Source organism: Lolliginicoccus lacisalsi (assembly GCF_014841105.1).
GTDB lineage: Bacteria > Actinomycetota > Actinomycetes > Mycobacteriales > Mycobacteriaceae > Lolliginicoccus > Lolliginicoccus lacisalsi.
This window is the reverse complement of sequence record NZ_JACYWE010000010.1, coordinates 115,591-141,395: the sequence shown is the minus strand read 5'-3', so window position 1 is coordinate 141,395 and position 25,805 is coordinate 115,591. Positions and strand designations below refer to the sequence as shown.

At 69.1% G+C, this 25,805-nt stretch carries 19 protein-coding genes; 14 read left to right on the top strand and 5 right to left on the bottom strand.

Translation table 11 applies throughout. The features are described from left to right. Positions 1-270: Type 1 glutamine amidotransferase-like domain-containing protein (locus HT102_RS15095; RefSeq protein ID WP_192040261.1), on the top strand; the 270-nt coding region annotated here is incomplete at its 5' end. A 15-nt stretch (positions 271-285) separates the two neighbouring features. Here the strand turns inward: HT102_RS15095 and HT102_RS15090 are convergent. After that, complete coding sequence (locus HT102_RS15090; protein ID WP_225443737.1) at positions 286-1,980, bottom strand: hypothetical protein; 1,695 nt, start codon at positions 1,978-1,980, stop codon at positions 286-288. Positions 1,981-2,134: 154 nt separating this feature from the next. Between HT102_RS15090 and HT102_RS15085 the strand changes: the two genes are divergently transcribed. Next, a complete protein-coding gene (locus HT102_RS15085; RefSeq protein ID WP_192040260.1) occupies positions 2,135-2,917 on the top strand; it encodes a hypothetical protein in 783 nt (260 codons plus the stop codon). A gap of 75 nt (positions 2,918-2,992) precedes the next feature. Next, positions 2,993-4,114 carry a glycosyltransferase gene (locus tag HT102_RS15080; RefSeq protein ID WP_192040259.1) on the top strand — a complete coding sequence of 374 codons (1,122 nt, stop codon included), beginning with the start codon at positions 2,993-2,995 and terminating at the stop codon, positions 4,112-4,114. A gap of 37 nt (positions 4,115-4,151) precedes the next feature. Here the strand turns inward: HT102_RS15080 and HT102_RS15075 are convergent, their stop codons facing one another. Further along, the gene (locus tag HT102_RS15075; protein WP_192040258.1) at positions 4,152-5,909 is read right to left on the bottom strand and encodes a DEAD/DEAH box helicase; all 1,758 of its coding nucleotides are present in this window, start codon (positions 5,907-5,909) and stop codon (positions 4,152-4,154) included. A 201-nt stretch (positions 5,910-6,110) separates the two neighbouring features. Here HT102_RS15075 and HT102_RS15070 point away from each other — a divergent pair, with 201 nt between their 5' ends. The 4 genes from HT102_RS15070 to HT102_RS15055 all read left to right on the top strand — a co-directional run bounded on the left by HT102_RS15070 (position 6,111) and on the right by HT102_RS15055 (position 9,584). Then, complete coding sequence (locus HT102_RS15070; RefSeq protein ID WP_192040257.1) at positions 6,111-6,857, top strand: hypothetical protein; 747 nt, start codon at positions 6,111-6,113, stop codon at positions 6,855-6,857. A gap of 125 nt (positions 6,858-6,982) precedes the next feature. Next, positions 6,983-7,651 carry a phosphoribosyltransferase gene (locus HT102_RS15065; RefSeq protein ID WP_192040256.1) on the top strand — a complete coding sequence of 223 codons (669 nt, stop codon included), beginning with the start codon at positions 6,983-6,985 and terminating at the stop codon, positions 7,649-7,651. Positions 7,652-7,775: 124 nt separating this feature from the next. Continuing rightward, the gene (locus HT102_RS15060) at positions 7,776-8,690 is read left to right on the top strand and encodes a patatin-like phospholipase family protein (RefSeq protein WP_192040255.1); all 915 of its coding nucleotides are present in this window, start codon (positions 7,776-7,778) and stop codon (positions 8,688-8,690) included. Positions 8,691-8,795: 105 nt separating this feature from the next. Continuing rightward, the gene (locus HT102_RS15055; protein WP_192040254.1) at positions 8,796-9,584 is read left to right on the top strand and encodes a hypothetical protein; all 789 of its coding nucleotides are present in this window, start codon (positions 8,796-8,798) and stop codon (positions 9,582-9,584) included. Here the strand turns inward: HT102_RS15055 and HT102_RS15050 are convergent. Continuing rightward, positions 9,567-10,370: an enoyl-CoA hydratase/isomerase family protein gene (locus HT102_RS15050; protein ID WP_192040253.1), complete on the bottom strand. Its 804-nt coding sequence runs from the start codon at positions 10,368-10,370 to the stop codon at positions 9,567-9,569. The two genes, HT102_RS15055 and HT102_RS15050, sit on opposite strands and share 18 nt — an antisense overlap. Before the next feature lie 61 nt (positions 10,371-10,431). On the opposite strand from HT102_RS15050, the gene HT102_RS15045 reads away from it, so the two are divergent. From HT102_RS15045 to HT102_RS15025, 5 genes are all read left to right on the top strand, one after another. Further along, positions 10,432-11,577: an acyl-CoA dehydrogenase family protein gene (locus HT102_RS15045; RefSeq protein WP_192040252.1), complete on the top strand. Its 1,146-nt coding sequence runs from the start codon at positions 10,432-10,434 to the stop codon at positions 11,575-11,577. A gap of 13 nt (positions 11,578-11,590) precedes the next feature. Further along, positions 11,591-12,298 (top strand): GNAT family N-acetyltransferase, encoded by a 708-nt coding sequence (locus HT102_RS15040; protein ID WP_192040251.1) that lies wholly within the window; start codon positions 11,591-11,593, stop codon positions 12,296-12,298. Positions 12,299-12,428: 130 nt separating this feature from the next. Continuing rightward, positions 12,429-13,445 carry a glutathione S-transferase family protein gene (locus HT102_RS15035; protein ID WP_192040279.1) on the top strand — a complete coding sequence of 339 codons (1,017 nt, stop codon included), beginning with the start codon at positions 12,429-12,431 and terminating at the stop codon, positions 13,443-13,445. A 53-nt stretch (positions 13,446-13,498) separates the two neighbouring features. Next, a complete protein-coding gene (locus HT102_RS15030; protein ID WP_192040250.1) occupies positions 13,499-17,221 on the top strand; it encodes an ABC transporter ATP-binding protein in 3,723 nt (1,240 codons plus the stop codon). 131 nt (positions 17,222-17,352) lie between these two features. Beyond that, on the top strand, positions 17,353-21,048 hold the full coding sequence (locus tag HT102_RS15025) for a multifunctional oxoglutarate decarboxylase/oxoglutarate dehydrogenase thiamine pyrophosphate-binding subunit/dihydrolipoyllysine-residue succinyltransferase subunit (protein ID WP_192040249.1): 3,696 nt from the start codon (positions 17,353-17,355) through the stop codon (positions 21,046-21,048). Positions 21,049-21,134: 86 nt separating this feature from the next. Here HT102_RS15025 and HT102_RS15020 read toward each other — a convergent pair whose 3' ends face one another. Continuing rightward, positions 21,135-21,815 (bottom strand): TetR/AcrR family transcriptional regulator, encoded by a 681-nt coding sequence (locus HT102_RS15020; protein ID WP_192040248.1) that lies wholly within the window; start codon positions 21,813-21,815, stop codon positions 21,135-21,137. Positions 21,816-21,890: 75 nt separating this feature from the next. Between HT102_RS15020 and HT102_RS15015 the strand changes: the two genes are divergently transcribed. Continuing rightward, positions 21,891-23,498 carry a flavin-containing monooxygenase gene (locus HT102_RS15015; RefSeq protein ID WP_192040247.1) on the top strand — a complete coding sequence of 536 codons (1,608 nt, stop codon included), beginning with the start codon at positions 21,891-21,893 and terminating at the stop codon, positions 23,496-23,498. Beyond that, positions 23,495-24,334 carry an SDR family NAD(P)-dependent oxidoreductase gene (locus HT102_RS15010; protein ID WP_192040246.1) on the top strand — a complete coding sequence of 280 codons (840 nt, stop codon included), beginning with the start codon at positions 23,495-23,497 and terminating at the stop codon, positions 24,332-24,334. The genes HT102_RS15015 and HT102_RS15010 overlap by 4 nt, the downstream gene beginning before the upstream one ends. An 89-nt stretch (positions 24,335-24,423) precedes the next feature. On the opposite strand, the gene HT102_RS15005 is transcribed toward HT102_RS15010, so the two are convergent. Then, positions 24,424-25,629 carry an NAD(P)-dependent malic enzyme gene (locus HT102_RS15005; protein ID WP_333473489.1) on the bottom strand — a complete coding sequence of 402 codons (1,206 nt, stop codon included), beginning with the start codon at positions 25,627-25,629 and terminating at the stop codon, positions 24,424-24,426. Between the last annotated feature and the right edge of the window lie 176 nt (positions 25,630-25,805).

The window sequence follows — 25,805 nt, the reverse complement described above, 5'->3', positions numbered from 1 at the left end:
GGTTACAGCGCGGGCGCGGCCATCGCCGGACCATCGCTCGAGGGCCTCGAGCAGCTCGATGATCCCGCGGAATGCCTGCTGGCGTGCGGCACCCCGGCAACCTGGACGGGCCTGGGACTCGTCCCGTACCGGATCGTGCCGCACTACCGCTCCCCCGGCCATGAGCATCCGGAGCGCATCGAGGACCTGGTGCAGCAGCATTCCCGAGCGGGCGCGAGCTTCCGCGCCCTGGCCGATTCCGATGTCATCATCGTCGACGACCAGGGCTAGCGCGCCAACCAGGCCCTACTGGTAGGAGACGAACCAGGGGGCGGGGTCGACGAGCATGGTCCGCTCCGGGGTGAACGTGGGGAAATCCTCATCGATGAAGTTCTTCCACCCCAGCCAGACCCCGTCGGGAAGGCCTGTCTTCAACGCCTCCCATGTGCTCATCTTCTCGCCCGGCACGCCATGCCCATCAGCGTGGATGAGCACCGCCACCTCCTCGCGGCTCGTGTCGAGGCTCTCGCGATCGGTGATCATGCGCTGCTGGAACTGATGGAGGATCAGCACCTTCTGGGGCAGGTCATGGCGGGCGGTCAGATCGGCGAGCCAGTCAGTGACCTCATTGACCTCAGCGGCATCGACCTGCCCGATCTGCCGCAGGTGCATCTCGCCCGGCTTGAGCCGCCACTCGGGATCGAGCGCCAGACCCACGTGCGGCTCCCGCAGGAGATCCTCGAACATCCGCGCCTGGGTGAGGAAGTCAGTGCGCCCGGGCTGCAGGTCGAGCACGACGTAGACGCCGGCCTCCGCAGCGGCCTCGATCCACGGCCGCACCATCTCCACCTCGGCGATGTTCGAGTAATTGCCGTCCGCGCCAGCCGATACCGACGCGACCGTGACGATCAGCTCGAACGCCGGGATGACAGGCTCGGCGGAGAACGGCTGGTATTGCTCGGCGAGCTCGACGGCGCGCGCGATCGCCTCGTCCACGGGCTGCTCGCCCAGCAGGCCCATCGCCGGCACCCCAGGGTGGCCGTAGAGCGCGATCATGCGCCTCCCGGGATAGACCAGTTGCCCGCCGCCAGGAAGCTCCGGCACCGAGACGGCGGCGCGCACGCGCTCGCGGAGCTCAGGGACGGTGCCGAAGGCGCTGCCGAGCGCAACGACCGTGGCGTCCTCGTTGTCGCGGATCGCCGAGACGGATCCGGCGGTCGCGCGGGGGTCGGGGACCGCGAGCGGCACCACCGTGGCACCGGCCGCGCGGGCGGTCGCCGCGGCCGCGATGTGCTCCGCCCATGCCTGGCCATCCTCGCTCGCCGGGCCCGCGATCAGGGCGAGCACGGGCGGATCGAGCTCCGCGCGGCCGAACTCGGGCAATGCGTCCGCCCCGGCGGCGGGGCCCGGCTCGGGAAGGGGCTCACCGGCAAGCGAGAGCAAGGTGGCGTCCTCGCCGTCGATCGCGGCGATCGCGTCCAGGCTGTCGGCGGTACCTGGGACGTCCCGCTCGTCGAGCCCGCGACCGATCATCTCCTCGAGATCGGCCCTCCCCGCCGGCGCCTGGATGACGGAGACGGTGCCGAGATCCGGCATCTCCCCGACGGCGAGCACGCTGCCCGCGCCGAGCCGCTCGATCTCCTCGAGCACGGCGGAGCCATCCGCCGGATCGATGGGCAGCATGGGGACGGAGGTCGCCACGGCAAGCGAGGCCGCTCGGACCAGCGCCGCCCCGTCACCAACGGGGGCGGTCACCACGAACGGGGCGCGGGCGAAGAACTGCTGGGTGGTTCCGAGCGCGAGGCCACCCTCGGCGTCATCAACAACGACAGGCAACGAGCGACCGGGGTCGGACTCGTCGGGCTGCGCCTCGGGCTGCACGATCCCGGCCGGGGATCCATCGTCGTCCAGGCCGACCGTGCAACTAGCCACGGCACCAATTCCGACGCCGCTAGCAGTGACGATCGCAATGGTCCGGGCAAAGCCTCTTGTCACAAGCACGCGCTCAAACTACCGCGCCGCGCGCTGCCCGGGCCGCAGGGACACACCGCCGCTCCGGCCCTTTTGGCCGGGGCCGGCGTCCAGCCCGCCCGCAGGCCTTGCGCAATCCCCGTACTCTGGAGTAAATGTCCCGATCACCAGAGAGCGAGGCCGCATGGAGATCCCTGCAGTGGCGCTCGAGCACCTCGAGCTCGCGTGCACGTCACGGCTCGGCTCCCCCGCGCGATGGACCCCGCCAGCACGCTTCCGGTCGAGCCTGGCACTCTGCGTGATCGACGCTGTGCAGTGCACGGCCGGTCACTACCCGACCACGCTGGCGGTGACTGATCACTACCGTGCGTACCGGGCCCGGCAGCACGCGGCAGGCCTGCATTCCCCGGGCCATCGGGACGGGACCCGCGCGCTGCTGCGCACCTTCGAGGAATCTGGCGGAACCACGGCCTGGTCGGGGAAGGTCGCGATGTACCGCACCCGCCACGCGACCCCCGCCCAGGCCGTCAAGGCCCGCTCCATCCAGCGGGCCGCGGCAGCGTTCCACGACCTGCGCATCGACGCGACCGGGGATCTGGCCGCCATGCTTCCCCACGCGGCGACCCGATCGCTCGCGGTCAATGCGTGGCGGGGCGCGGCGAGCCACGGATTCACCGACAGCTGGGACTACCTCCTGCTCCTCGCCGGCATTCATCCCGTCGATGAGGCGAGCGCGCTGCGCCACTGCCATCGATTCCTGGCGGGGGCCCTGCCACCCGCCGGGAACGAAGCAGCGATGCGGGCTCGGCACGCTGGCCGAGTCCTGGGACTCGTCGAGGTCCTCGCCGAGCGGCTGGGCACCTCCACCGAGGCGCTCGTGCTGGCCATCAATCGCTGGGGCAACGGCCACCGCGCCTTTGCCGTGCCCGGACCGGGCGTCGGCTGGGCCGAGCACGCCGCGAACTGAGCAGTTCCCCTGGAGTTTGGATCGTGCGCGCGCTGCCGTTGCCCGCGCGTTGCCTGGCAGTGGCATGCTCCCCCCGTGCTCATCGCTCAGCTCGCGAACTTCTATGGCCCCCGGTCCGGAGGGCTCCGCACCGCCCTGCACCAATGGGGCAGCGAGTACCGGGCGTCGGGGCTCGACGTGGCGCTCGTTGTCCCTGGGCCCCGCGATGAGCAGGAACTGATGGAGAACGGCGTACGGCGCATCACCCTGGCATCGCTCCGGCTGCCCGGATCGGGCGGGTACCGGCTCGCGGACCCCCGACGTGTCGCGGACGTGCTCGCCGGGCTCGGGCCCGGGGCCCTCGAGGTGTCGGACCGGCTCCCCCTGCGGGGCTTCGGCCGGTGGGCTCGCGAGCACGGGATCCCCAGTGCCGTCGTCTCCCACGAGCGGCTTGATCGGTTGATCGGCCAGGTCCTGCCCGCGGCTCCCGCGCAGCGCCTCGCCGATGCCGCCAATCGGGCAATGGCCCGCAGCTTCGACACCGTCGTGTGCACGACCGCGTTCGCCGCGAGCGAGTTCGATCGCATTGGCGCTCGCAACGTGCGCCGCGTTCCGCTGGGGGTGGATCTCGAACGCTTCCACCCCCGCAATCATGATCCGCGCCTGCGCGCTCGCCTCGCCCCTGGCAAAGAGATCCTGCTCGTGCATAGCGGACGCCTCTCGGTCGAGAAGCATGCCGAGCGCAGCATCGAGGCATTGCGCATCCTGCGCGGCGCGGGGGTCAACGCTCGCCTCATCGTGGCCGGGGATGGTCCGCGGCGCGGTGCGCTGGAACGACGCGCCCGCGGCCTTCCCGTGGAGTTCCTCGGATTCGTCAGCGACCCTGAGCAGCTCTCGGCGTTGCTCGCCACCGCCGACGTCGCGGTAGCGCCCGGGCCCCATGAGACATTCTGCCTGTCCGCGCTCGAGGCACTCGCCTCGGGAACCCCCGTGGTGGCATCCGAGTCCTCGGCGCTGCGCGAGATCCTCACCGGGGGCAGCGGCATGGTTGCTGCCGACGAGGACGCCGCGTTCGCCACCGCGCTCGGTGCGCTGCTGGCGCGGGATGCCGGAGCGCGGGCGCGGGCACGGGAGCGCGCCGAGGCGTTCACGTGGTCCCGATCAGCGAGCGCGATGCTGGAAGCACTGATCCCCGCGCCGCTCGGGGACATGCCCTAGCTGCACGGGGATCAATGATGGTGCCTAGCCGTGATTCCTAGTCGCGGAAGCGGCGTGCTGGCCGGTCATCACGAGCGGCCCGCTTGGGCGGGCGATCGTGTCCGCCGCCCGCGGATCCGCCCTCGTCGCGACGCAGGCCGATTTTCACGCCCGCGATGCGGGTATCGCGCAGGGCATCGAAGACATCCCGCGGAAGGTTCGCGGGCAGCTCGACGAGGCTGAAGTCCTGCCGGATGTCGATGTAGCCGAAATCGCCGCGCTGGAGACCACCCTCGTTGGCGAGCGCGCCCACGATCGCGCCGGGCGCGATCTTGTTCTTGCGACCCACGTTGATGCGGTAGGTGGCGAAGTCCGATCCGCCGCTCGGACGACGATCCCCGCGCGGCTTGCTGCGGGGCCGGTCATCGCGTTCGCGCCGATCGCCCCAGTCGTCGGACCGATCATTGCGGACCTTCTTCTCCACCGGATCCGGCTTGAGGAAGAAGTTATCGCCATCGACGTTCTGCACGGCGAGCGCGGCAGCGATGTCGGCGAGGCACACATCGTGCTCGCTCTCATAGCTCTCGATCAGGCGCCGGAACACCGCGACGTCCGGCGAGGAGAGATGCTCGGTGATCGATTCCTCGAACCGCGACACGCGCTGCGCGTTCACATCCTCGACGGTGGGGACCCGCGTCTCCTCGATCGGCTGCCCGGTGGAGCGCTCGATCGACTTGAGCAAGCGACGCTCGCGCGGCGTGACGAAGAGCAATGCCTCGCCGCTGCGGCCAGCTCGGCCCGTGCGCCCGATGCGGTGCACGTACGAGTCGTTGTCGGTGGGGATGTCGAAGTTCACGACGTGCGAGATCCGCTCGACGTCGAGCCCGCGCGCCACGACATCGGTCGCGACCAGGATGTCGATCTTGCCCGCCCGCAGCTCGCCCACGATGCGCTCGCGCACGTTCTGCGGGATATCGCCGTTGAGCGAGGTCGCCGCGAAGCCGCGCGACCGCAGCCTCTCGGCAAGCTCGTCGGTGGCCTGCTTGGTGCGGACGAAGACCAGCATCGCGTCGAACGGCTCGACCTCGAGGAAGCGCGTCAGCGCATCGAGCTTGCGCTGGTGCGAGACAAGCACCCATCGCTGGCTGATCGTGTCGGATGTCTTCGTCGTCGACTTGATCGTGACCTCGGCGGGGTCCCTCAAGTACTTGCGGGAGATGTCGCGGATGGCGCGCGGGATGGTTGCCGAGAACAGCGCGGACTGGCGCTCGCGCGGTGCCATCGACAGGATGCGCTCGACATCCTCCTGGAAGCCCATCTTGAGCATCTCATCGGCCTCGTCGAGCACGACGAAGCGCAGCCGGGAGACATCCAGCGTGCCCCGCGTGAGGTGATCGATGACCCGGCCCGGGGTGCCAACGATGATCTGCGCGCCCCGGCGCAGGCCAGCGAGCTGGACACCGTATGCCTGGCCGCCATAGATCGGCAGCACCCGCACGCCCGGAAGGTGCGCGGAGTATCGCCCGAAGGCCTCGGCGACCTGGATCGCGAGTTCCCGGGTGGGGGTCAGCACGAGAGCCTGGGGGAAGGCATCATCTTCAGCGATCCGAGAAAGGATCGGAGTCGCGAATGCTGCGGTCTTGCCGGTCCCGGTCTGTGCCAGGCCGACCACATCCCGCCCCTCGATGAGGTGCGGGATCGTCGCCAACTGGATTGGCGATGGCGTTTCATATCCGACGTCACTCAGTGCGCGCAGCACACGGTCGTCGATTCCCAGACCGGCGAACGTGGTATCGCCGGGTTCATTGTTACTCATTATCGCCATAGTCTACTGCCTCCCCGGAGCCCTTATGACCACGCTCCACCAGGCGATGAGCCGAGCACCCGGTTTCACCGTCCCAGCCGCGCGCGGTGCGGAGAATTTATCTTTCCCTAGCAGGTGATACCTGCAACACTCTCCCTTCGGGGTGCGATACATCACTAGAAGCGCATCACGGCACATTCCCGGGGAGGAACCATGAGTGCTGCACCAGTCCTAGTACCTCGACCGCGCGCCGACGAGGACGCCCCGCCCTCGCCCGCCAGCGGCAGCACCGAGGCCCTGGCATCCGCCTGCCTCTATCACCTCGGCGCCCCTGCGTCGTGGATCAGCGCCCAGGACCACGCTCGCAGCCTCGCGCTCTGCCTCATCGAGTCCGTGCAGTCCGCCAGCACCGGCTTCGTCCCCGCCGCGGCGCTCGTCGCCCGCTACCAGGGGTTCCGGCGCGCGACCGCGCTGCCTGCCACGCCCCTCGACCACGACGGCCTCGCGGAGCTGCTCGCGACCTTCGCCCTAGTGGGCGGGCCCACCATCTGGATCGGCAAGGTCGGGCACTACCGGCAGCGCTACTCCGGGAGCATCGACGTCCGCGCCGCGGAGATCCTTCACCTCGCGCACGCGTTGCTCGCCTCCCGCATCGGTTCGAGCACCGAGCTCCTCCGCGCGGTGGGCTCGCCCGGCGGGATGGAGCCGCTCGCCGCGATCTGGCTCGCCGAGCTCGGCGCTCCCGGGGAGCGGGCCCTCGCGCACTGCCTCGCCCTCGCCTCCCCGGCCCCGGGCGCCGTCGCGCGGGCACGCGAGGCCTTCCGGGCCGCCTGCGCGCCCGGGACCGACGCTCTCACGTTCGCCGACAAGCTGGCAGACGTCGCCGCGGAGCTCGGGGCCGGGCCCGAGCGGCTTGATCACGCAATGGTGCGGTGGCACGCGGGCCGCGACCCGCGATAGCTGCGCCCGGGCACCGGCGCCAAGCCCGGCAGCAGGCCCTGGAGGGGCGGCTGGCAGGGCGGTACGGTGGAGCCAGCAGCACCCGCGCCCCAAGCCGTCGAGCCCGATCCGTTGAGGGAGTGGTCATGCGATACCGCGATCGCGAGCATGCCGGGAACGTTCTGGCCGATGCCCTCGGCCCCCTGCTCGGTGATGCGTCGATCGTGCTGGGCCTGCCTCGCGGAGGCGTGCCTGTCGGGGCCATCGTGGCCGAGCGCGCCGGACTGCCGCTCGACATCCTCATGGTGCGCAAGCTCGGGGTTCCCCGCCAGCCCGAGCTTGCCTTCGGCGCACTCGGCGAGGACGGCACTGTTGTCCTGAACGAGGACCTGATCGCCCGGGAAGGACTGTCGAGGGAGGATATCGACGCGGTGCGGGAGAGAGAGCTTGCCGAGCTCTCCCGCCGGGCAGCGCTGTTCCGTCGTCCGGCGGGAGCAGATGGCCATGCCCGCATGCCCGTCGTGGACGGACAGTGCGTGATCATCGTCGATGACGGCATCGCCACGGGCGCGACGATGCTCGTCGCCTGCCAGGCGGCGGCGCGCCAGGGCGCGCGCCGCGTGATCGCTGCCGCGCCCGTTGCCGCGTCCCAGGCGATCCCGCTCCTCGAGCGCGGCGGAGCGGAGGTCGTGAGCCCGCTGGTGACCGATCACCTCGACGCGGTGGGCGCATGGTACGACCGGTTCGACCAGGTGCCGGAGCGGGAGGTGCAGCGGATGCTCGCGGATGGATCGTGGCGTGGCAGCCGCTCCTAGCCGGGATCCGAGCACGCCAGCAGAGCGAGGCACTAGTCTTGGTAGTACCATTTCCGCGGCGCGGCCGGCGACGCGCTAGCGGCTGGCCCGCCCGAACCCCTCGATGGACAGGCAAGCGAACACTATGAGCGATCCGACCCCTGCAGCCTGGCCAGCGCCGTTTGGCGCTGCCGAGCGCTCGCACCGGGCCGCGCTGCCACGCCCCGTGCCGCACCGGGGGGCGGCGCGATCGGCGGGTTCCGCGCCCGTGATCGGGCTCGCGCTCGGTGGCGGCGCTGCGTTCGGGGCGGCGCACGTCGGAGTGCTCGCCGCGCTCGAGGACATGGGCGTGCCCATCGATGTGGTGGTCGGCACGAGCGCTGGCGCCTTGATCGGCGCGGGCTACGCCGCGGGCTTGCCGGTCTCGCGGCTCGACAAGATCATTCGCAGTGCCGTGTGGCGGGATTTCGGCCGGGTGACCGTGCCCCGCAAGCTCGGCGTGCTCGATCCAGAGGTGCTCGAGCGGGCTATCGCGCGCTTCGCCGAGGACCGGGACATCGAGGCCCTGCCCCGGCGCTTCGCGGCGGTGGCGACGGACCTGCGCACCCTCGCCCCGTACTTGCTCGATACCGGTCCGGTCCCCACGGCGCTGCTCGCCACCATCGCCGTCCCCGGGCTGTTCCCGCCGGTCCGGGTCGGGGAGGCACTGCTGATCGATGGTGCTTTCAGCTCGAACGTGCCGACGTGGGGAGCCCGGCTGCTGGGGGCGGACCGGGTGATCACGGTTCGCCTGACGCCCGAGCGCACGATGCGGCCCATGGCCCTGCTGCGGCAAGCGATGGGCGGTTTCGACGATGAAGCTCCGGACGTGCTGATCATGCCAGACACCACCAAGCATTCGCGCTGGAAGGCCGCGGGCGTCCCTGCGTTGATCGAGGCGGGCCGCGAGGCCACCGAGGCTGTCGCGGACGAGATCCGGGCGATCGCGGGCCTGGAGCGGCCGGCGATGGCGGAGAAGGCAGGATCAGCGTCCCCGGCCGCCGGAACGCCGGGAGCCTGAGCCGGGAGATGCAGCCGCGGCCCTAGTTCCGCGCGCGGCGGCACGGGCACTGGCATACCGTGGAGGCACTGCTGGAGATGGCCTGGGATGGAAGGAGCAGCAACGGTGAAAGACCGTGCTGACCGCACTGATCGCCTGCCCGATTCGTTCGAGCCGCCGGAGAAGCCAGATGGCATCAGTGGCCGTGTCGCGATGAAGGTCCTCGACAAGGGCGTGCATGTGCCAGGACCTGTGGTGACGAGCTTCGTGAGCTCCCTGCGCAAGCGGCATCCGGACGAGACGCCCGCGCAGATCATTGGCCGGATCGACCGTCACTACCTGCGCACGGTGACCGGCACCGGCGCTGCCGTGGGAGCCACCGCGGCCGTGCCAGGGGTGGGCACCATCACGGCCCTCGCCGCCGCGGGCGGGGAGACAGCGGTGTTCTTCGCAACGAGCGCGTTCTACACCCTCGCCCTCGCGGAGGTGCATGGCATGCCGATCGAGGACGTCGAGCGCCGTCGCGCGCTGGTGATGAGCATCGCGCTGGGCAACACGTCCTCGGTGCTCGCGGAGAAGGCCGCGGTCCGCAAGGGGCGCTCGTGGGCCGATTCGGTGGCCAACTACATCCCGGCCCCGTCGATCGGCAAGCTGAACGCGGCGCTGGCGCGGCGCCTGTTGATGCGCCTCGCGCAGACACGCGGGTTCATGACGATCGGTCGCGTCGCGCCGTTCGGCATCGGCGCAGCGATCGGTGCGGCGACCAACCGGGCGCTCGGCAAGTCGCTGGTCGTGCATGCCCATCGCGCGTTCGGTCCAGCACCGCGCCGCTGGCCCAATCCTCCCAGCGACACGGTGATCGACATGGCCGATGTGGATGATGATGCCCTCCGCGAGCTACTCGCCGAGGAATGAGGCCTTCCCCGGCCCGTCCGCGAGGAAGCTGCGCACCGCTGAGCGCAGGTCCGAGCTAGCAAAGAGCTCCCCCGAGACCCGCGGCGTGACCGCGTCGGCATGCTCGATGCCCTGCTCGCGCCAGGCCGCGATGATCTGCTTGGTGGCCGCGTGCGCGCGGGTAGGACCGTCAGCGAGCTGGTGGGCGAGGTCGCGGGCGCGCTGCAGCGGCTCCTCGTCGACGATGTTGACCACGCCCCAGTCGGCGAGCGTCGTGGCGTCGTAGAGATCACCCGTCATCACGAGCTCGCGGGCCCGTCCTGATCCGGCGCGCTCGGCGATGCGCTGCGGGCCACCCATCGACGGCGTCAGGCCCACGACCTTCTCCACGAGGCCGAACCGCGCGCGCGGGCCGGCGACGATGAGGTCGCAGGCCAGGGCGATCTCGAACGCCGCGGTGAGGGTGAGCCCGTGGGCGCAGAACACGACCGGGCAGGGCATGGCCTCGAGCGGCGCGGAGAGACCGGCGAAGCTGCGTGTCCAGAGGTCCTCCGCCTCCTGCGTGGACAGTCCCTCGAACAGGTGCACGTCCACTCCGCCGGAGACGACCTTGCCCTCGGCGTGGATGAGGACGGCGCGGGGCGGGCTGGCGGCGAGCTGCGCGATGTGCGCCGCGAGATCGTCGAATACTTTCTGCTCGAACAGGTTCAGGGGCGGGTTGTCGAGGCACAGCACGGCTACGGGCGCTCCGTGCGCGGTGTGCTCGATCGCTAGCCGGACGCTGCGCCCGGGGGAATGATCACTCATCGTTTGATGGTCGCATGCCTTGGGTAGAGTGGGCCGCAGCATAGCCGCACGGAGGATCCAGATGAAGCGCACGATCTACAACAAGGACCATGAGGCTTTCCGCGAGTCGGCGAGGGAGTTCGTGGCCCGCTACGTCCAGCCTCGCAGCGAGGAGCTCATCGAGAACAAGGCGATCCCGCGCGAGCTGTGGCTCGAGGCGGGCAAGGCGGGGCTGCTGGGCCTGGAGGTCCCGGAGCAGTACGGCGGGGGCGAGGCAGGGGATTTCCGCTTCAACGCCGTCCTCGGCGAGGAACTGAGCCGGCATAGCGCGGCGATGGCGTCGTGCTTCGGCATCCACTCCGACATCTGCGCCCCCTACCTGGTGGAGCTGACCACCAACGAGCAGAAGGAGCGCTGGCTGCCGAGGTTCTGCACGGGCGAGATCGTGACGGCGATCGGCATGACGGAGCCGTCGGGCGGCTCGGACCTCGCGGCGCTGAAGACCACGGCGGTGCGCGATGGCGATGACTGGATCATCAATGGCTCGAAGACCTTCATCACCAACGGCTACAGCGCTGACCTCGTGATCGTGGCGGCACGGACGAGCCCGGAGAAGAAGGCGCGCGGCATTACCTTGTTCGGCGTGGAGTCGGGCATGGCAGGCTTCGAGCGCGGGCGCAAGCTCGACAAGGTGGGCCAGCCCGAGTCCGATACCGCGGAGCTCTTCTTCGACAGCGTCCGGGTGCCGTCGGCGAACGTGATCGGCGAGGTCGATAATGGCTTCATCCACATGATGCAGTTGCTGCCGCAGGAACGGCTGAGCGCGGCGGTGTGCAACACCGCTCATGCCAAGGGCATCTACGACGAGACGCTTGAGTATGTCAAGGAGCGCAAGGCTTTCGGGCAGCCGATCGGGCATTTCCAGCACAACAAGTTCCTGCTCGCGGAGATCACGACGAAGCTCGAGGTGACCCAAGCGTTCGTGGATTCGTGCGTGGATGCGCACACGCGGCGCGAGCTGACGCCGATCGATGCGGCGAAGGCGAAGTGGTGGTCAGCAGAAATCCAGAACGAGGTCCTTGATCACTGCGTGCAGTTGTACGGTGGTTATGGGTTCATGCGCGAGTATCGGGCGGCGCGAGCGTGGATGGATGCGCGCGTCACCAAGATCTGGGCCGGGACCAACGAGATCATGAAGGAACTCATCGGACGCGACATCGGGTTGTGATCATATGGAAGCCATGGACGCTACCTCGGCACACGTTGCCTCGATCCTGAAGGTGGCGTGGGCGCGATCGCTGGGCATCGGTGATCGCGATCTCGCGCCCGGGCGCGAGCATGTCGCGCTGGGCTCGGACGCGCGGTCGCTGACGTTCCTCTCCGTCTTCGGCGAGAGCGTCTTCCTCGGCCCGGAGTGGGCTGTCGAGCGCGCCCGCGAGCTCAGCGACGATCAGCTCGGCAGCGAGCGGGGCATGTTGTCGATCGCGAAGGACCGCGGGGCGCGGCGCGCGCGGGCCGAGACACTGCTGTTCACTCCGGATTACCTGCCGCCGCCGCCCATGCACCCGAGCGAGGCGCCATTGATCTCGCGTGACCGGGAGATGGTGAACGAGGTCGTGCGCGCCTGCCCGCCCGATGACGTGGAGGCCGCGGAGCTCTCCGAGCACTCGGAGTGGTTCACCTTGCTCGACAACGAGATGAATCCCGTGGCGTGCGCGGCATACGAGGAGTGGCAGGGCTTCGTGGCCAATATGACGGCCCTGACGATCCCCGAGGCCCGGCAGCGTGGCTATAGCAAGACGGTGTCGTTGATCGCGACGAACGTTGCTCTCGATGCGGGGCTCGTGCCGCAGTGGCGCGCGCACCGGACCAATGCGAACGCGTGGCATCTGGCCGAGGCGCTCGGCTACGACAAGTTCGGGACGCTGGCCACCGTCGAGTTCGGCTAGCCGAAGGGCGCGAGGCAAGGCTCGGCGCTCGAGGGTCGACGTCGTGACGGGTTCCGGAGTAGCATCCGATTAGTTGACCGCTCAACCAGTTAGAGGTCCAGCAATGGGTACGGAACCAGCCAGCACCTCGATGCACACCGACGAGCCAGCCGCGACCTACGTCGTCGACGGCCAAGAATTCAGCCGCGACATGCGCTACATCGCCACGCGCATCACCGCCGACGGCAGCACCAGCTACCCCGTCGAAGCAGGGCGCTACCGGCTCGTCGCCGCGCGCGCCTGCCCCTGGGCCAACCGCGCCCTGATCGTGCGCCGCCTCCTCGGCCTCGAGGACGCCCTCTCGCTCGGGCTGTGCGGCCCCACTCACGACGCCCGCAGCTGGACCTTCGACCTCGACCCCGGCGGCGTCGACCCCGTCCTCGGCATCGAGCGGCTGCAAGATGCCTACTTCGCCCGCTTCCCCGAGTACGACCGGGGCATCACGGTCCCCGCGATCGTCGATACCACCACCGGGCAGGTCGTCACCAACGACTTCCCCACCATCACGCTCGACTTCTCCCGCGAATGGACGGCGCACCACCGCGACGGCGCGCCCGACCTGCTGCCCGCCGCGCACGCCGACGAGCTCGAGGAAGTCATGGACCTCGTCTTCCGCGATGTCAACAATGGTGTCTATCGCAGTGGATTCGCTGGCACGCAGCAGGCCTACGAGAAGGCCTACGATCGCTTGTTCGCCCGCCTCGACTGGCTCGAGGACCGCCTAGCCCAGCAGCGCTACCTCGTGGGCGACACCATCACCGAGGCAGACGTGCGGCTCTTCACCACCCTCGTTCGCTTCGCCCCCGTCTACCACGGGCACTTCAAGTGCAATCGCAGCAAGCTCACCGAGATGCCCGCCCTGTGGGCCTACACGCGTGACCTCTTCCAGACACCCGGCTTCGGCGACACCGTCGACTTCGGCCAGATCAAGGATCATTACTACATCGTCCACACCGACATCAATCCCACCCGGATCGTCCCGACGGGGCCCGAGCTCGCCTCCTGGCTGTCTCCGCACCACCGCGAGCAGCTGGGCGGGCGCCCGTTCGGCGATGGCACCCCGCCTCCCCCGCCACGCGCCACCGAGCGCGTGCCAGCGATCGGCTAGGCATCGTCGGCACACTGGGAATGTCGGTACCCCCCGCTAGCCTTGATCCTGACATGGGCACCACCACCGCGAACCCCGCTCCCGGCAGCGCGACCGGATGGCTGCGACGCCTCCTGCGCCAGTGCCTGCAGCACCCCCGGCTGGTAGCGGGCGCCGTCGCCGCCACCGCGATCTCCACCGCCATCGAGGTCGCGGTGCCCCTGGTCGCCAAGAACGTCATCGACCGTGCCATCGAGGGAACGACAGCCCTGCTCGGCAGCTTCGTCGTGGCGCTCCTGGTTCTCGCCACGGTGCGTTTCGCGGCTCAGTTCGCCCGCCGCGTGCTGGCTGGCCGCCTCTCGCTGGAGGTCCAGCAGGACTTCCGCCGCGACCTGCTCGGCAGCATCCAGCGCTTCGACGGCAAGCGGCAGGACGAGGTACGCACCGGCCAGCTCGTCTCCCGCTCGATCAGCGATCTCCAGCAGGTGCAGGGGCTGCTCGCGATGGCCCCGCTCTCCGGCGGCGCGCTGCTGCAGCTCGTGCTCTCCATCGGCGCGATGATCTACCTCTCGGTGCCCCTCACCCTTGTCGCCCTCGCCCTCCTGCCTGCCATCTGGCTGGCCATCCGTGCCTACCGGCTGCGGCTCTACGCGGCGACCTGGTCAGCGCAGCAGCGCGCCGCTGACGTCGCCCAGCACGTCGAGGAGACCGTCACCGGGGTCCGGGTCGTCAAGGGCTTCGGCCAGGAGCAGCGCATGGTCGACGAGCTGCGCGGGATCAGTGGCCGCCTCTACAGCGAGCGGATGCGGGCCGCCCGCCTCAACGCTCGCCTCTCCCCCACCGTTGCCGCGATCCCGCAGCTCGGGCTCGTCGCGGTCCTCGCGGCCGGCGGGCTGCTCGCGGCCACGGGCGCCCTCACCATTGGCACCCTCATCGCCTTCGCCGCGTACCTCTCGGCGCTGGCGGGCATCGCGCGCCTGCTCGGCGGGTTCCTTGTCATGGTCCATCTCTCCCGAGCAGCGATCGAGCGCGTCCTCGACGTCATCGACACCGCGCCCCACGTTGTGGAGCCCGCGCGGCCGGTCCCGCTTCCCGCGGGACCGCTCGGCATCCGGATGGAGTCGGTGACGTTCGGCTTCGATCCCCACCGACCGGTGCTGCGCGGCATCACCCTGGACGTCCATCCCGGCGAGACGCTCGCCCTCATCGGCGCGTCGGGCTCGGGCAAGTCCGCCCTCGCCGCGCTGCTGCCGCGCTTCTATGACCCCACCGCGGGCGCGATCAGCCTGACGGGCAGCGATGGGCGAGCCGAGGGACTGACCACGGTCTCCACCCGCGAGCTCCGCGAGCACATGGCGATCGTGTTCGATGAGCCGTTCCTCTTCTCCGATACCGTCGGCCGCAACATCGGCCTGGGCGATCCGGATGCCTCCGACGAGGACATCATCGCCGCCGCGCGGCTCGCGAGGGCCGATGCGTTCATCCGGGACCTGCCCGACGGCTACAGCTCCCCGATCGGCGAGCGCGGGCTCACTCTGTCCGGCGGGCAGCGCCAGCGCATCGCGCTCGCCCGGGCTCTCCTCGCGCGACCCAGCATTCTCGTGCTCGACGATGCGCTCTCCGCCGTCGACGCCGTCACCGAGCGCGAGATCCTCGATCAGCTCGACGCACGCAGCAGCCAGCGGACCGTCGTCACGATCACCCACCGGCGATCCTCCCTGCGCCTCGCCGACCGCATCGCCGTCCTCGACAAGGGCCGACTGGTCGACGTGGGGACGGCGGCCGAGCTCGAGGCCCGCTGCCCCCGCTATCGCGAGCTCATGGCGCACGAGCTCACCGATCAGCCGCCCAGCACCTCCAGCGAGCACGAGCTGTGGCCCGAGCAGGTTACCCATGACGACGCCATGGGCATCCGGCCCGAGCTCGCCACCGAGCTCGACAGGCTCCCCGCTCCCACCGACCAGCCACCCCGGCTCCCGGCCCCGCTCGGCGATGTGACCGCAGCGGAACCCCCGTTCCGCCTGGCCAGCCAGCTCAAGCCAGTACGGTGGCTGCTCGCCGCCGCCGCGGTCGCCCTCGCCGTCGACTCGGCAACCACGATGCTCCTTCCGACGATCGCGCGGCTGACCATTGACGAGGGCATCATCGCCGGCAGCATGTCCACGGTGCTGGGCATCGCCCTGGCGGCATGCGCGCTCGTGGGCCTCGGCTGGGCTGCCGCGCACGCCGTCGCCCGGCTTGCCGCGCAGGCCGGCGAGAGCGTCCTCTACGGGCTGCGGGTGCGCAGCTACGCGCACTTGCAGCGCCTCAGCCTCGACTTCTACGAGCGGGAGCGCTCCGGCCGGATCATGACCCGCATGACCACCGATATCGATGCGCTCTCCGCGTTCCTGCAGACCAGCCTGGTCACCGCGGCGGTCAGCCTGCTGACGCTGGGCGGCGTATCGATCGCGCTGCTAGTCACCGATCCCTCGCTCGCCGGGCTCGTGCTGCTCGTCCTGCCGGTCGTGATCGCCGCGACGGTCGTCTTCCGGCGCATCTCCGCCGCGGCGTACAGCGTCTCCCGCGAGCGCATCGCCCGGGTGAACGCGGAGTTCCAGGAGAACATCATGGGAATCCGCACCGCGCAGGCCTACCAGCAGGAGGACGCTGCCGCGGCACGGTTCGAGCAGTACTCCCGGTCGTACGTGGAATCACGCATGCGCGCCCAGCGGGCCATCGCCACCTACTTCCCGGGCATCGCCTTCCTGAGCGACATCGCGCTCGCGATCGTCCTCCTCGCGGGGGCGCAGCGCGTCGCCGGGGGCAGCCTCAGCGCGGGCGCGCTCGCCGCGTTCGTGCTGTACCTGAATCTGCTCTTCGGCCCCATCCAGCAGTTGTCACAGGTGTTCGACAGCTACCAGCAGGCTCGCGTGGGCCTCGTGCGCATCCGGGACCTGCTCGCTACCGTGCCCTCGGTACCGATGCGCTCGCCCGGCGAGGGGCGGCCCGTCGGACGGGCTCTCGCTGGCACCCTCGAGCTCGAGCACGCCAGCTTCTCCTATGGCTGCAGCGATCCTCCCATCGAGGTCCTGCATGATATCGAGCTGCAGATCAGGCCGGGCTCCACCGTAGCGCTGGTAGGCCCTACCGGCGCCGGCAAGTCCACCATCGTCAAGCTGCTCGCGCGCTTCCATGACCCCACCACGGGCACAGTGCGCGCCAGCGGGACCAGCATCCGCGAGTTCGATGCGTCCGAGTACCGATCGCGGATCGGGATCGTCCCTCAGGAGCCGCACTTGTTCACCGGGGACATCGCCACCAATATCGCGTTCGCGCGGCCGGGGGCATCGCCTGCCGAGATCGAGGCGGCCGCCGCGGAGGTGGGCGCGCTCGGATTCATCGCGGGCCTGCCCCGGGGCATGCGCGAGCCGGTGGGCGAGCGGGGCCGGGGGCTATCAGCGGGGGAACGGCAGTTGCTCGCGCTTGCCCGCGCCGCGCTCGCCCGGCCCGACCTGATGCTGCTCGACGAGGCGACCGCCTCGCTCGATCCGGCCAGCGAACACCTCGTCATCACGGCGAGCCAGCAGCTAACCTCGGGGAGGACATCCGTCATCGTGGCGCATCGCCTCGAGACGGCCGCGCGAGCGGACCGGATCGTGGTGATCCACGACGGGCGGATCGTCGAGTCCGGTACCCACCACGAGCTCATGCAGGGGAATGGCTACTACGCTGATCTCTGGGAATCCGCGCAATCGACCGCACGAAGCTCACCAGCGGACGACAATTCGATCGAGAAGTCGGTAACCCCGGCGTAGCACGGAAGGACTAGCGTGCGCAGCACGGAACGAACAGCGGGCCCATCAGGCAGGCGCCCCGGCAACGTACTACCCTCCATACAGGGGGCGACGAGTTCGGCGATCACAAGGGAAACGAGGCGAGCACGGCCGTGACCAGCAGTTCACTATCACAGTTCGGCCAGAACGAGTGGTTGGTCGAGGAGATGTACCAGCGATTCCAGGACGATCCTTCCTCGGTCGACCCGGCTTGGCATGACATCCTCAAGGACTACAAGCCAGGCGACAACAACAAGGCGGCGCCGAGCTCGTCCAGCGCCAAGGCCCCGGCTCCCTCCAAGCCAGCCAAGCCCGCTCCCTCGAAGCCAGCCGAGCCGAAGAAGACAGAGCCGAAGAAGCCCGCCGCGTCCAAGCCAGCCGCGTCGAAGTCCTCTGCATCGAAGCGCTCCGCGTCGAAGCCCTCCGAGTCCGGCCCGGAGACCAAGCCGCTGCGCGGCGCCGCGGCAGCCGTGGCGCGCAACATGAACTCCTCGCTGACGATGCCGACCGCCACGAGCGTGCGCGCGGTGCCGGCCAAGGCGATGATCGACAACCGCCTGGTGATCAACAATCATCTCGCCCGCACCCGTGGTGGCAAGATCTCGTTCACGCACCTGCTCGGCTACGCCATCATCCAGGCAGTCAAGAGCTACCCGAGCATGAACCGCCACTACGCGGAGAGCGACGGCAAGCCGAACCTGGTCACCCCGGCGCACACGAACCTCGGCCTCGCCATCGATCTGCCGGGCAAGGACGGCAACCGCACCCTGGTCGTCGCGGCGATCAAGAAGTGCGAAACGATGAACTTCCTGCAGTTCTGGCATGCCTACGAGGATCTCGTGCGGCGTGCCCGGGACGGCAAGCTCACCGCCGAGGACTTCCAGGGCGTCACGATCTCGCTGACCAACCCGGGCGGGATCGGCACCGTGCATTCGGTGCCGCGGCTCATGGAGGGCCAGGGCGCGATCATCGGCGCCGGCGCGATGGAGTACCCGGCGGAGTTCCAGGGCGCCAGCGAGGAGAAGATCGCTGAGGTCGGTGTCGGCAAGCTCATGACGCTGACGTCCACCTACGATCACCGGATCATCCAGGGCGCCGAGTCCGGCGAGTTCCTGCGCAAGATCCATCACCTGATGCTCGCCGACGAGTTCTACGACGAGATCTTCACCTCGCTCGGCATCCCGTACGAGCCGGTCCGGTGGAGCCGCGACATCCCGCCCGGCGCGATCGACAAGAACACGCGGGTGCTCCAGCTCATCGGCGCCTACCGGCACCGCGGTCACCTGATGGCCGATACCGATCCGCTGCGCTACAACGTCGAGTCGCTCGAGAGCCACCCCGACCTCAACGTGCGCACCCATGGCCTCACCCTGTGGGATCTTGATCGGGACTTCACTGTCGGCGGGTTCGCCGGCAAGGAGAAGATGAAGCTCCGCGAGGTCCTTGGGGTGCTGCGCGACTCGTACTGCCGCAAGATCGGCGTCGAGTACATGCACATCCTCGAGCCCGACCAGATGCAGTGGCTGCAGGAACGCGTGGAGATCAAGCACCAGAAGCCGACGGTGGCCGAGCAGAAGTACATCCTGTCCAAGCTCAACGCCGCCGAGGCCTTCGAGACGTTCCTGCAGACCAAGTACGTCGGCCAGAAGCGCTTCTCCCTCGAGGGCGCCGAGTCGGTGATCCCCATGATGGACGCGGTGATCGATCAGTCGGCCGAGCACGCGCTCGACGAGGTCGTCGTCGGCATGCCGCACCGTGGTCGCCTGAACGTCCTCGCGAACATCGTCGGCAAGCCCTACTCGAAGATCTTCACCGAGTTCGAGGGCAACATGAACCCGGCGCAGGCGCACGGCTCCGGCGACGTGAAGTACCACCTCGGCGCATCGGGCACCTACATCCAGATGTTCGGCGAGAACGACATCACCGTCTCCCTCACCGCGAACCCCTCGCACCTCGAAGCAGTCAACCCGGTGGTCGAGGGCATCGTGCGCGCGAAGCAGGACCTGATCAACGGCGGCGAGTCGTCGGACAACTTCTCCGTCGTGCCGCTGATGCTGCACGGCGACGCCGCTTTCGCTGGCCAGGGCGTCGTGGCGGAAACGCTCAATATCTCGATGCTGCGCGGCTACCGCACCGGCGGCACCGTGCACATCGTGGTCAACAACCAGGTCGGCTTCACCACTCGCCCGGAGTATTCCCGGTCCAGCGGGTACTGCACCGATGTGGCGAAGATGATCGGCGCACCGATCTTCCACGTCAATGGCGATGATCCCGAGGCCTGCGTGTGGGTGGCGAAGCTCGCCGTGGACTTCCGGCAGAAGTTCCACAAGGACGTGGTCATCGACCTGATCTGCTACCGGCGCCGCGGCCACAACGAGGGCGACGATCCGTCGATGACGCAGCCGCAGATGTACGACCTGATCGACAGCAAGCGCAGCGTCCGCAAGACCTACACCGAGGCACTGATCGGTCGTGGGGATATCTCCCTCAAGGAGGCGGAGGACGCGCTGCGCGACTACCAGGGACAGCTCGAGCGGGTCTTCAACGAGGTCCGTGAGCTCGAGAAGTACCCGCCGGCCCCGAGCCCCTCCGTCGAGGAGGACCAGGTGCTGCGCACGAACGTGCAGACCGCGATCTCCCAGGAGGTCCTCGAGGCGTTCGGCGACCTGCACGTGAACCTGCCCGAGGGCTTCCACCCGCACACCCGTGTCAAGCCCGTGTACGACCGCCGGCACGAGATGAGCCGCAAGGGCAATGTCGACTGGGCATTCGGTGAGCTCCTCGCCATGGGCACGCTGGTGCAGGAGGGCCGCACCGTGCGGCTCGCAGGCCAGGACACGCGCCGCGGCACGTTCACCCAGCGCCATGCGGTGATCATCGATCGCACCTCCGAGGCGGAATACAGCCCGGTCATGGCGTTCTCCGAGCAATCGGGCGGCAAGTTCATGGTGTATGACTCGGCGCTCACCGAGTTCGCTGGCCTGGGCTTCGAGTATGGCTACTCCGTGGGCAACACCGATGCGCTGGTGCTGTGGGAGGCGCAGTTCGGTGACTTCGTCAACGGCGCGCAGACCATCCTCGATGAGTTCATCTCCTCCGGGGAGGCGAAGTGGGCGCAGCGGTCCAACGTTGTCATGCTGCTTCCCCACGGCCATGAGGGCCAGGGCCCGGACCACACATCGGGCCGGATCGAGCGGTTCCTGCAGCTGTGCGCCGAGGGATCGATGACCGTCGCGGTCCCCTCCACCCCGGCGAACTACTTCCACCTGCTGCGGCGGCACGCGAACGCAGGGGTGCATCGTCCGCTGGTGGTGTTCACCCCGAAGTCGATGCTGCGCAACAAGGCTGTCGTTAGCCCGATCGAGGACTTCACCGAGGGCAAGTTCCGCAGCGTGATCGATGATCCGACCCTCGAGGGGGCCTCGGAGGATCAGCGCAAGAAGGTCACGCGCATCCTGCTGTGCAGCGGCAAGCTCTACTACGAGCTCGCGGCGCGCAAGGAGAAGGAGAAGCGCGAGGACATCGCGGTCATGCGCATCGAGCAGCTCTACCCCGTGCCACGGCATCGCCTGCGCGAGGCGATCGCGAACTATCCGAGCGTCAAGGAGTTCCGCTGGGTGCAGGAGGAGCCGGCCAACCAGGGCGCGTGGCCGTTCTTCGGCCTGAACCTGCCGGAGATCCTGCCGGATGTGTTCCCGATGCTGAAGCGGGTATCGCGGCGGCCGATGTCGGCGCCATCGTCGGGCTCGGCGAAGGTGCATGCCGTCGAGCAGCAGCAGCTGATCGATACGGCGTTCGAGATCGAGTAGCGTCCCGGCTTGTTCGATGGATGCCCGCCCTGGTGCCTAGCGCGCCGGGGCGGGCTTCGTCGTTGCGCGGGCCGCGGCAACCGCGGTCAGCCCGCCCTGTCCTCGGGGGTGGGGCCGAGGGTCTCGGCGATGGGCCGGTTGAACTCGGGGAAGAGGTGCGTGCGGGTGCCCTCGCGCGCGAGCATGGGCCCCAGGATGACGCCGATGAGGGCACCGGTGAGCAACTCGATCAGCTCGCCGCGCTCGATCTCGCGCTTGGTGAGCCAATCGATGACGGCCTCCTCCACCAGTGCGATCCAGCCACGGATGGAGACCCGCAGCGCGATGGTGTCATCGATGCCGAGGCTGGTGACGAGGGCGAGGATGCGGACGGCGATGCTGGCGCGCGAGGCCTCGACGGAGGCGACCATGTCGGGGATGCTGCTGAGCGCGCCGCGCAGCATGGAGATGTAGAGGTTGGGCGCTTGCTCGACGAACGAGATGTAGCTGTCGAGCGCGGCCTCGAGGGCGCGGAGCGGGGTCTGGGAGTAGTCGGGCTCGGTGGCATCGAGGAGCTGGTGGGTGACGGCCTGCACGAGCGCCGCCTGGTACTCGTTCTTGGAACCGAAGTAGTGGAACAGCAGGCCTTTTGATACGCCGGCCTGGGCGGCGATGTCCTCCACCGAGATGTCCTCGATGGGCTTCTCCCGCAGCAGGGCGAGGCCGAGCTCGATGAGCTGCGCGCGTCGCTGGCCCGGGGCGAGGCGGGTGCGCTTGGTGGTGGTCATCGTCCCATCATAGCTGTTGACCTCGATTCAATAAACTATTGACTTACGATCAGTAGTCCCGTTATCGTCGTTCCCATGACATCGAAGTCCCGCCCCGCGCCCCCCGCCACGCAGCGCGCCCGCCACGTCGACGTCGCCATCATCGGCAGTGGATTCTCCGGTCTTGGCGCCGCCATCAAGCTCAAGAAGCTCGGCACCCACTCGTTCATCGTCCTTGAGCGCGGCGCCGACGTCGGCGGCACCTGGCGCGACAACACCTACCCCGGAGCAGCCTGCGACGTGCCGTCGCAGCTGTACTCCTTCTCCTTCGCCCGCAACCCGGAATGGTCACGGTCGTTCTCCGCGCAGCCCGAGATCTACCAGTACCTGCGCACCGTCGCCCAGGACGCCGACGTGCTCGGCCACCACCAGTTCGGCTGCGACGTGCGCGAGGCCCGCTGGGACAACGCCGCCCAGCAATGGCACCTCGACACCAGCCAGGGCCGCATCACCGCCCGGTTCGTCATCTCCGGCGTCGGCGCGCTCTGCGAGCCGGCCCTCCCCGCGATCCCCGGCATCGAGGACTTCGAGGGGCAGCTCTTCCACTCCGCCCGCTGGGACCACTCCGCCGACCTCACCGGCAAGCGCGTCGCCATCATCGGCACCGGAGCCTCCGCCATCCAGATCGTGCCCGCCATCGCGGAGAAGGTCGCGACGCTCGATGTCTTCCAGCGCACCGCGCCGTGGCTCCTCCCCCGCTTCGACCGCCCCTACACCGGCCTCGAGAAGCTCGCGTTCAAGAAGGTCCCGGGCTTCCAGAAGGCTGCTCGCGCGGCCATCTACGCCGCCCGCGAGACGCAGGTCGTCGGCCTCGCCAAGGCTCCCAAGCTGATGCTCGGGCTGCAAGCGCTCGCCCAGGGCATGATCCGCGCGCAGATCCGCGACCCCGAGCTGCGCCGCAAGGTCACCCCGGACTTCCGCATCGGCTGCAAGCGCATGCTCATCTCCAACGCCTACTACCCGGCGCTCGACCGTGACAACGTCGACCTCGTCACCGAGGGCATCCGCGAGGTCCGGCCCGGCTCGATCATCACCGCTGACGGCACCGAGCGCGAGATCGACGCGCTCATCGTCGCGACGGGATTCCACGTCACCGATTCCCCCATGTTCTCCGGCATCTTCGGCAAGGACGGACGCTCCCTCGCCGACGTCTTCGAGGAGAGCGGGATGAAGGGCTACAAGGGCACCACCGTCGCCGGCTTCCCCAACTTCTTCTTCCTCGTCGGGCCCAACACCGGACTCGGCCACACCTCGATGGTCTACATGATCGAGTCGCAGCTCAACTACGTCGTGGATGCGCTGAAGAAGATCCGCAAGAACAACATCGCCACCTTCGACGTGCTGCCCGAGGCGCAGGACGAGTTCAATGCTGGCCTGCAGAAGAACCTCCAGGGCACCGTCTGGATGACCGGCGGCTGCGGCTCGTGGTACCTCGACAAGCACGGCAACAACACCACGTTGTGGCCCGGGTTCACCTTCAGTTTCCGCAACATGCTGAAGCGATTCGATCAGCAGGCCTATGCGATTACCGTGATGGACAGCCACGGCATGCCCGCCAGCCACCAGACCACCGCCAGCACAGCCACGACCGGCGACTCCGCCACCGGCGCGCTGGCCGACAACTCCAAGGGGACCCAAGCATGAGCACCTTCGCCGGAAAGACCGCAGTGATCACCGGGGCCGGATCCGGCATCGGCCGCGCGCTGGCCCTCCAGCTCGCCGCCGAGGGGGCGCGGCTCGCGCTCTCCGACGTCGATAGCGTCGGCCTCGAGCAGACCGCGGACCAGGCCCGGGCACTGGGCGCCGACGTCCACACCGCCCACCTCAACGTCGCCGAGCGGGAGGCCGTCCTGCACTACGCCGACGAGGTCGCCGCCCGCTTCGGGACCATCAATATGGTGTTCAATAACGCCGGCATCGCCTTCACCGGTGACGTCGAGGTGAGCGAGTTCAAGGACATCGAGCACGTCATCGACGTCGACTTCTGGGGCGTCGTCAACGGCACCAAGGCCTTCCTGCCGCACCTCATCGCGTCCGGCGACGGCTACGTCGTCAACATCTCCAGCCTGTTCGGGCTCATTGCCATCCCGTCGCAGTCCGCCTACAACGCCGCGAAGTTCGCGGTGCGCGGCTTCACCGAGGCACTGCGCATGGAGATGATCACCAACAAGCACCCCGTGGCCGTGACCTGCGTGCACCCGGGCGGCATCAAGACCGCCATCGCCCGCAACGCCACGGCCGCCGAGGGCACCGATGCGACCTCGCTCGGGGAGTTCTTCGACAAGCACCTCGCCCGCACGAGCCCCGAGGCTGCCGCCAAGCGCATCCTCAAGGATGTGCGGCGCAAGCGTGCGCGCAGCCTCGTCGGCATCGATGCGCGCGCCCTCGACCTCTTCCAGAGGACCACCGGCGCCGGGTACGAGCGCATCTTCGCGGCCGTGGCTGGCCGCGTGATGAAGAAGGCCGGCCAGGTCTCCTAGGCCCGCACGCCGATGGCCCCCCGATCCGCAGCACGGGATCGGGGGGCCATCGCGTCGTCAAGGCGCGTTGTCAGGGCACGAGCAGGCCGTCAGACGACGCCTTCCTCGCGGGCCGCGCGGGCCACGGCCTCCGCGACCGCGGGCGCGACGCGCGGATCGAGCGGGCTCGGCACGATCATGTCGGTGGAGATGTCGTCCCCGACCACCGAGAGGATCGCTTCCGCCGCGGCGAGCTTCATGCCCTCGGTGATGGCACGTGCCCCCGCATCGAGCGCGCCCTTGAAAATGCCCGGGAACGCCAGGACGTTGTTGATCTGGTTCGGGAAATCGCTGCGGCCGGTCGCGACGACAGCCGCATGCTTGCGGGCGATCTCGGGGTGGATCTCCGGGTCGGGATTCGACAGCGCGAACACGATCGAGCCAGGAGCCATCGTCGCGATCAACTGCTCGGGCACCTTGCCCGCGGAGACGCCCAGGAAGACATCGGCGCCATCGAGCGCCTCGGCGACGCCCCCGGTGCGGCCGTGCGGGTTCGTGCGGGCCGCGAGCTCCCGCTTGACGTCATTGAGGTCGCCGCGCCCGAGCTCGACGATGCCCTTCGAATCGAGCACCACCACATCGGGGATGCCCGCGGCAAGGAGGATGTTCGCGCACGCCACCCCGGCCGCGCCCGCGCCGGCGATGACAACGCGCATCGGCGCGAGCTCGCGACCGAGCGCCTTCGCCGCGCCGTTGAGCGCAGCGAGCACCACGATGGCGGTGCCGTGCTGGTCATCGTGGAACACGGGGCAGTCGAGGGCCTCCTTGGCGCGGCGCTCGATCTCGAAGCACCGGGGCGCGGAGATGTCCTCGAGGTTGACCGCGCCGAACGTCGGGCGCAGCCGCACGAGGGTCTCGACGATCTCGTCGACATCCTTCGTATCGAGCACGATCGGGATCGAGTTGAGGCCCGCGAAGGACTTGAACAGCGCGGCCTTGCCCTCCATCACCGGCAGCGAGGCGCGTGGCCCGATATCACCGAGCCCGAGCACGGCCGTGCCATCGCTGACGACCGCGACCAGCCTGCTCGTCCACGTGTAGCGCGCCGTGAGGGTCTCGTCCGCGGCGATGGCACGGCTCACCTGGGCCACGCCCGGGGTGTAGGCGATGGAGAGGTCCCGCTGGGTAGCGAGAGGAGCAGTCAGCTCCACGGATAGCTTGCCGCCCTCGTGGCTCGCGAAGATCTCGGCCTCGGTGATGGGACCGGGATCCGTTGACGCGGTGGTAGCGCTGCCCTGGGCGGCATCGGTGGACACGTTGACCACTCCTACACTGTCTCGGCCTGGCCCGGCCGGTAGCGTTGCCGCGCCGCGGGCACGAAACATCGCGGAACGGCACTTTGGTCTGTCAGACATTACCTGCACTGCTCGCACGGAGTACGTGGTACCGCCTCAGCCGGGCACGGTCGGGGCGCGCGACGATGGAGGCACGG

Excerpts from the sequence above, each read along its gene's own strand:
- HT102_RS15085 (WP_192040260.1), top strand. The coding sequence starts at position 2,135 with ATGGAGATCCCTGCAGTGGCGCTCGAGCACCTCGAGCTCGCGTGCACG.
- HT102_RS15075 (WP_192040258.1), bottom strand. The coding sequence starts at position 5,909 with ATGAGTAACAATGAACCCGGCGATACCACGTTCGCCGGTCTGGGAATC.
- HT102_RS15070 (WP_192040257.1), top strand. The coding sequence starts at position 6,111 with ATGAGTGCTGCACCAGTCCTAGTACCTCGACCGCGCGCCGACGAGGAC.
- HT102_RS15065 (WP_192040256.1), top strand. The coding sequence starts at position 6,983 with ATGCGATACCGCGATCGCGAGCATGCCGGGAACGTTCTGGCCGATGCC.
- HT102_RS15060 (WP_192040255.1), top strand. The coding sequence starts at position 7,776 with ATGAGCGATCCGACCCCTGCAGCCTGGCCAGCGCCGTTTGGCGCTGCC.
- HT102_RS15050 (WP_192040253.1), bottom strand. The coding sequence starts at position 10,370 with ATGAGTGATCATTCCCCCGGGCGCAGCGTCCGGCTAGCGATCGAGCAC.
- HT102_RS15045 (WP_192040252.1), top strand. The coding sequence starts at position 10,432 with ATGAAGCGCACGATCTACAACAAGGACCATGAGGCTTTCCGCGAGTCG.
- HT102_RS15040 (WP_192040251.1), top strand. The coding sequence starts at position 11,591 with ATGGACGCTACCTCGGCACACGTTGCCTCGATCCTGAAGGTGGCGTGG.
- HT102_RS15035 (WP_192040279.1), top strand. The coding sequence starts at position 12,429 with ATGCACACCGACGAGCCAGCCGCGACCTACGTCGTCGACGGCCAAGAA.
- HT102_RS15030 (WP_192040250.1), top strand. The coding sequence starts at position 13,499 with ATGGGCACCACCACCGCGAACCCCGCTCCCGGCAGCGCGACCGGATGG.
- HT102_RS15020 (WP_192040248.1), bottom strand. The coding sequence starts at position 21,815 with ATGACCACCACCAAGCGCACCCGCCTCGCCCCGGGCCAGCGACGCGCG.
- HT102_RS15015 (WP_192040247.1), top strand. The coding sequence starts at position 21,891 with ATGACATCGAAGTCCCGCCCCGCGCCCCCCGCCACGCAGCGCGCCCGC.
- HT102_RS15010 (WP_192040246.1), top strand. The coding sequence starts at position 23,495 with ATGAGCACCTTCGCCGGAAAGACCGCAGTGATCACCGGGGCCGGATCC.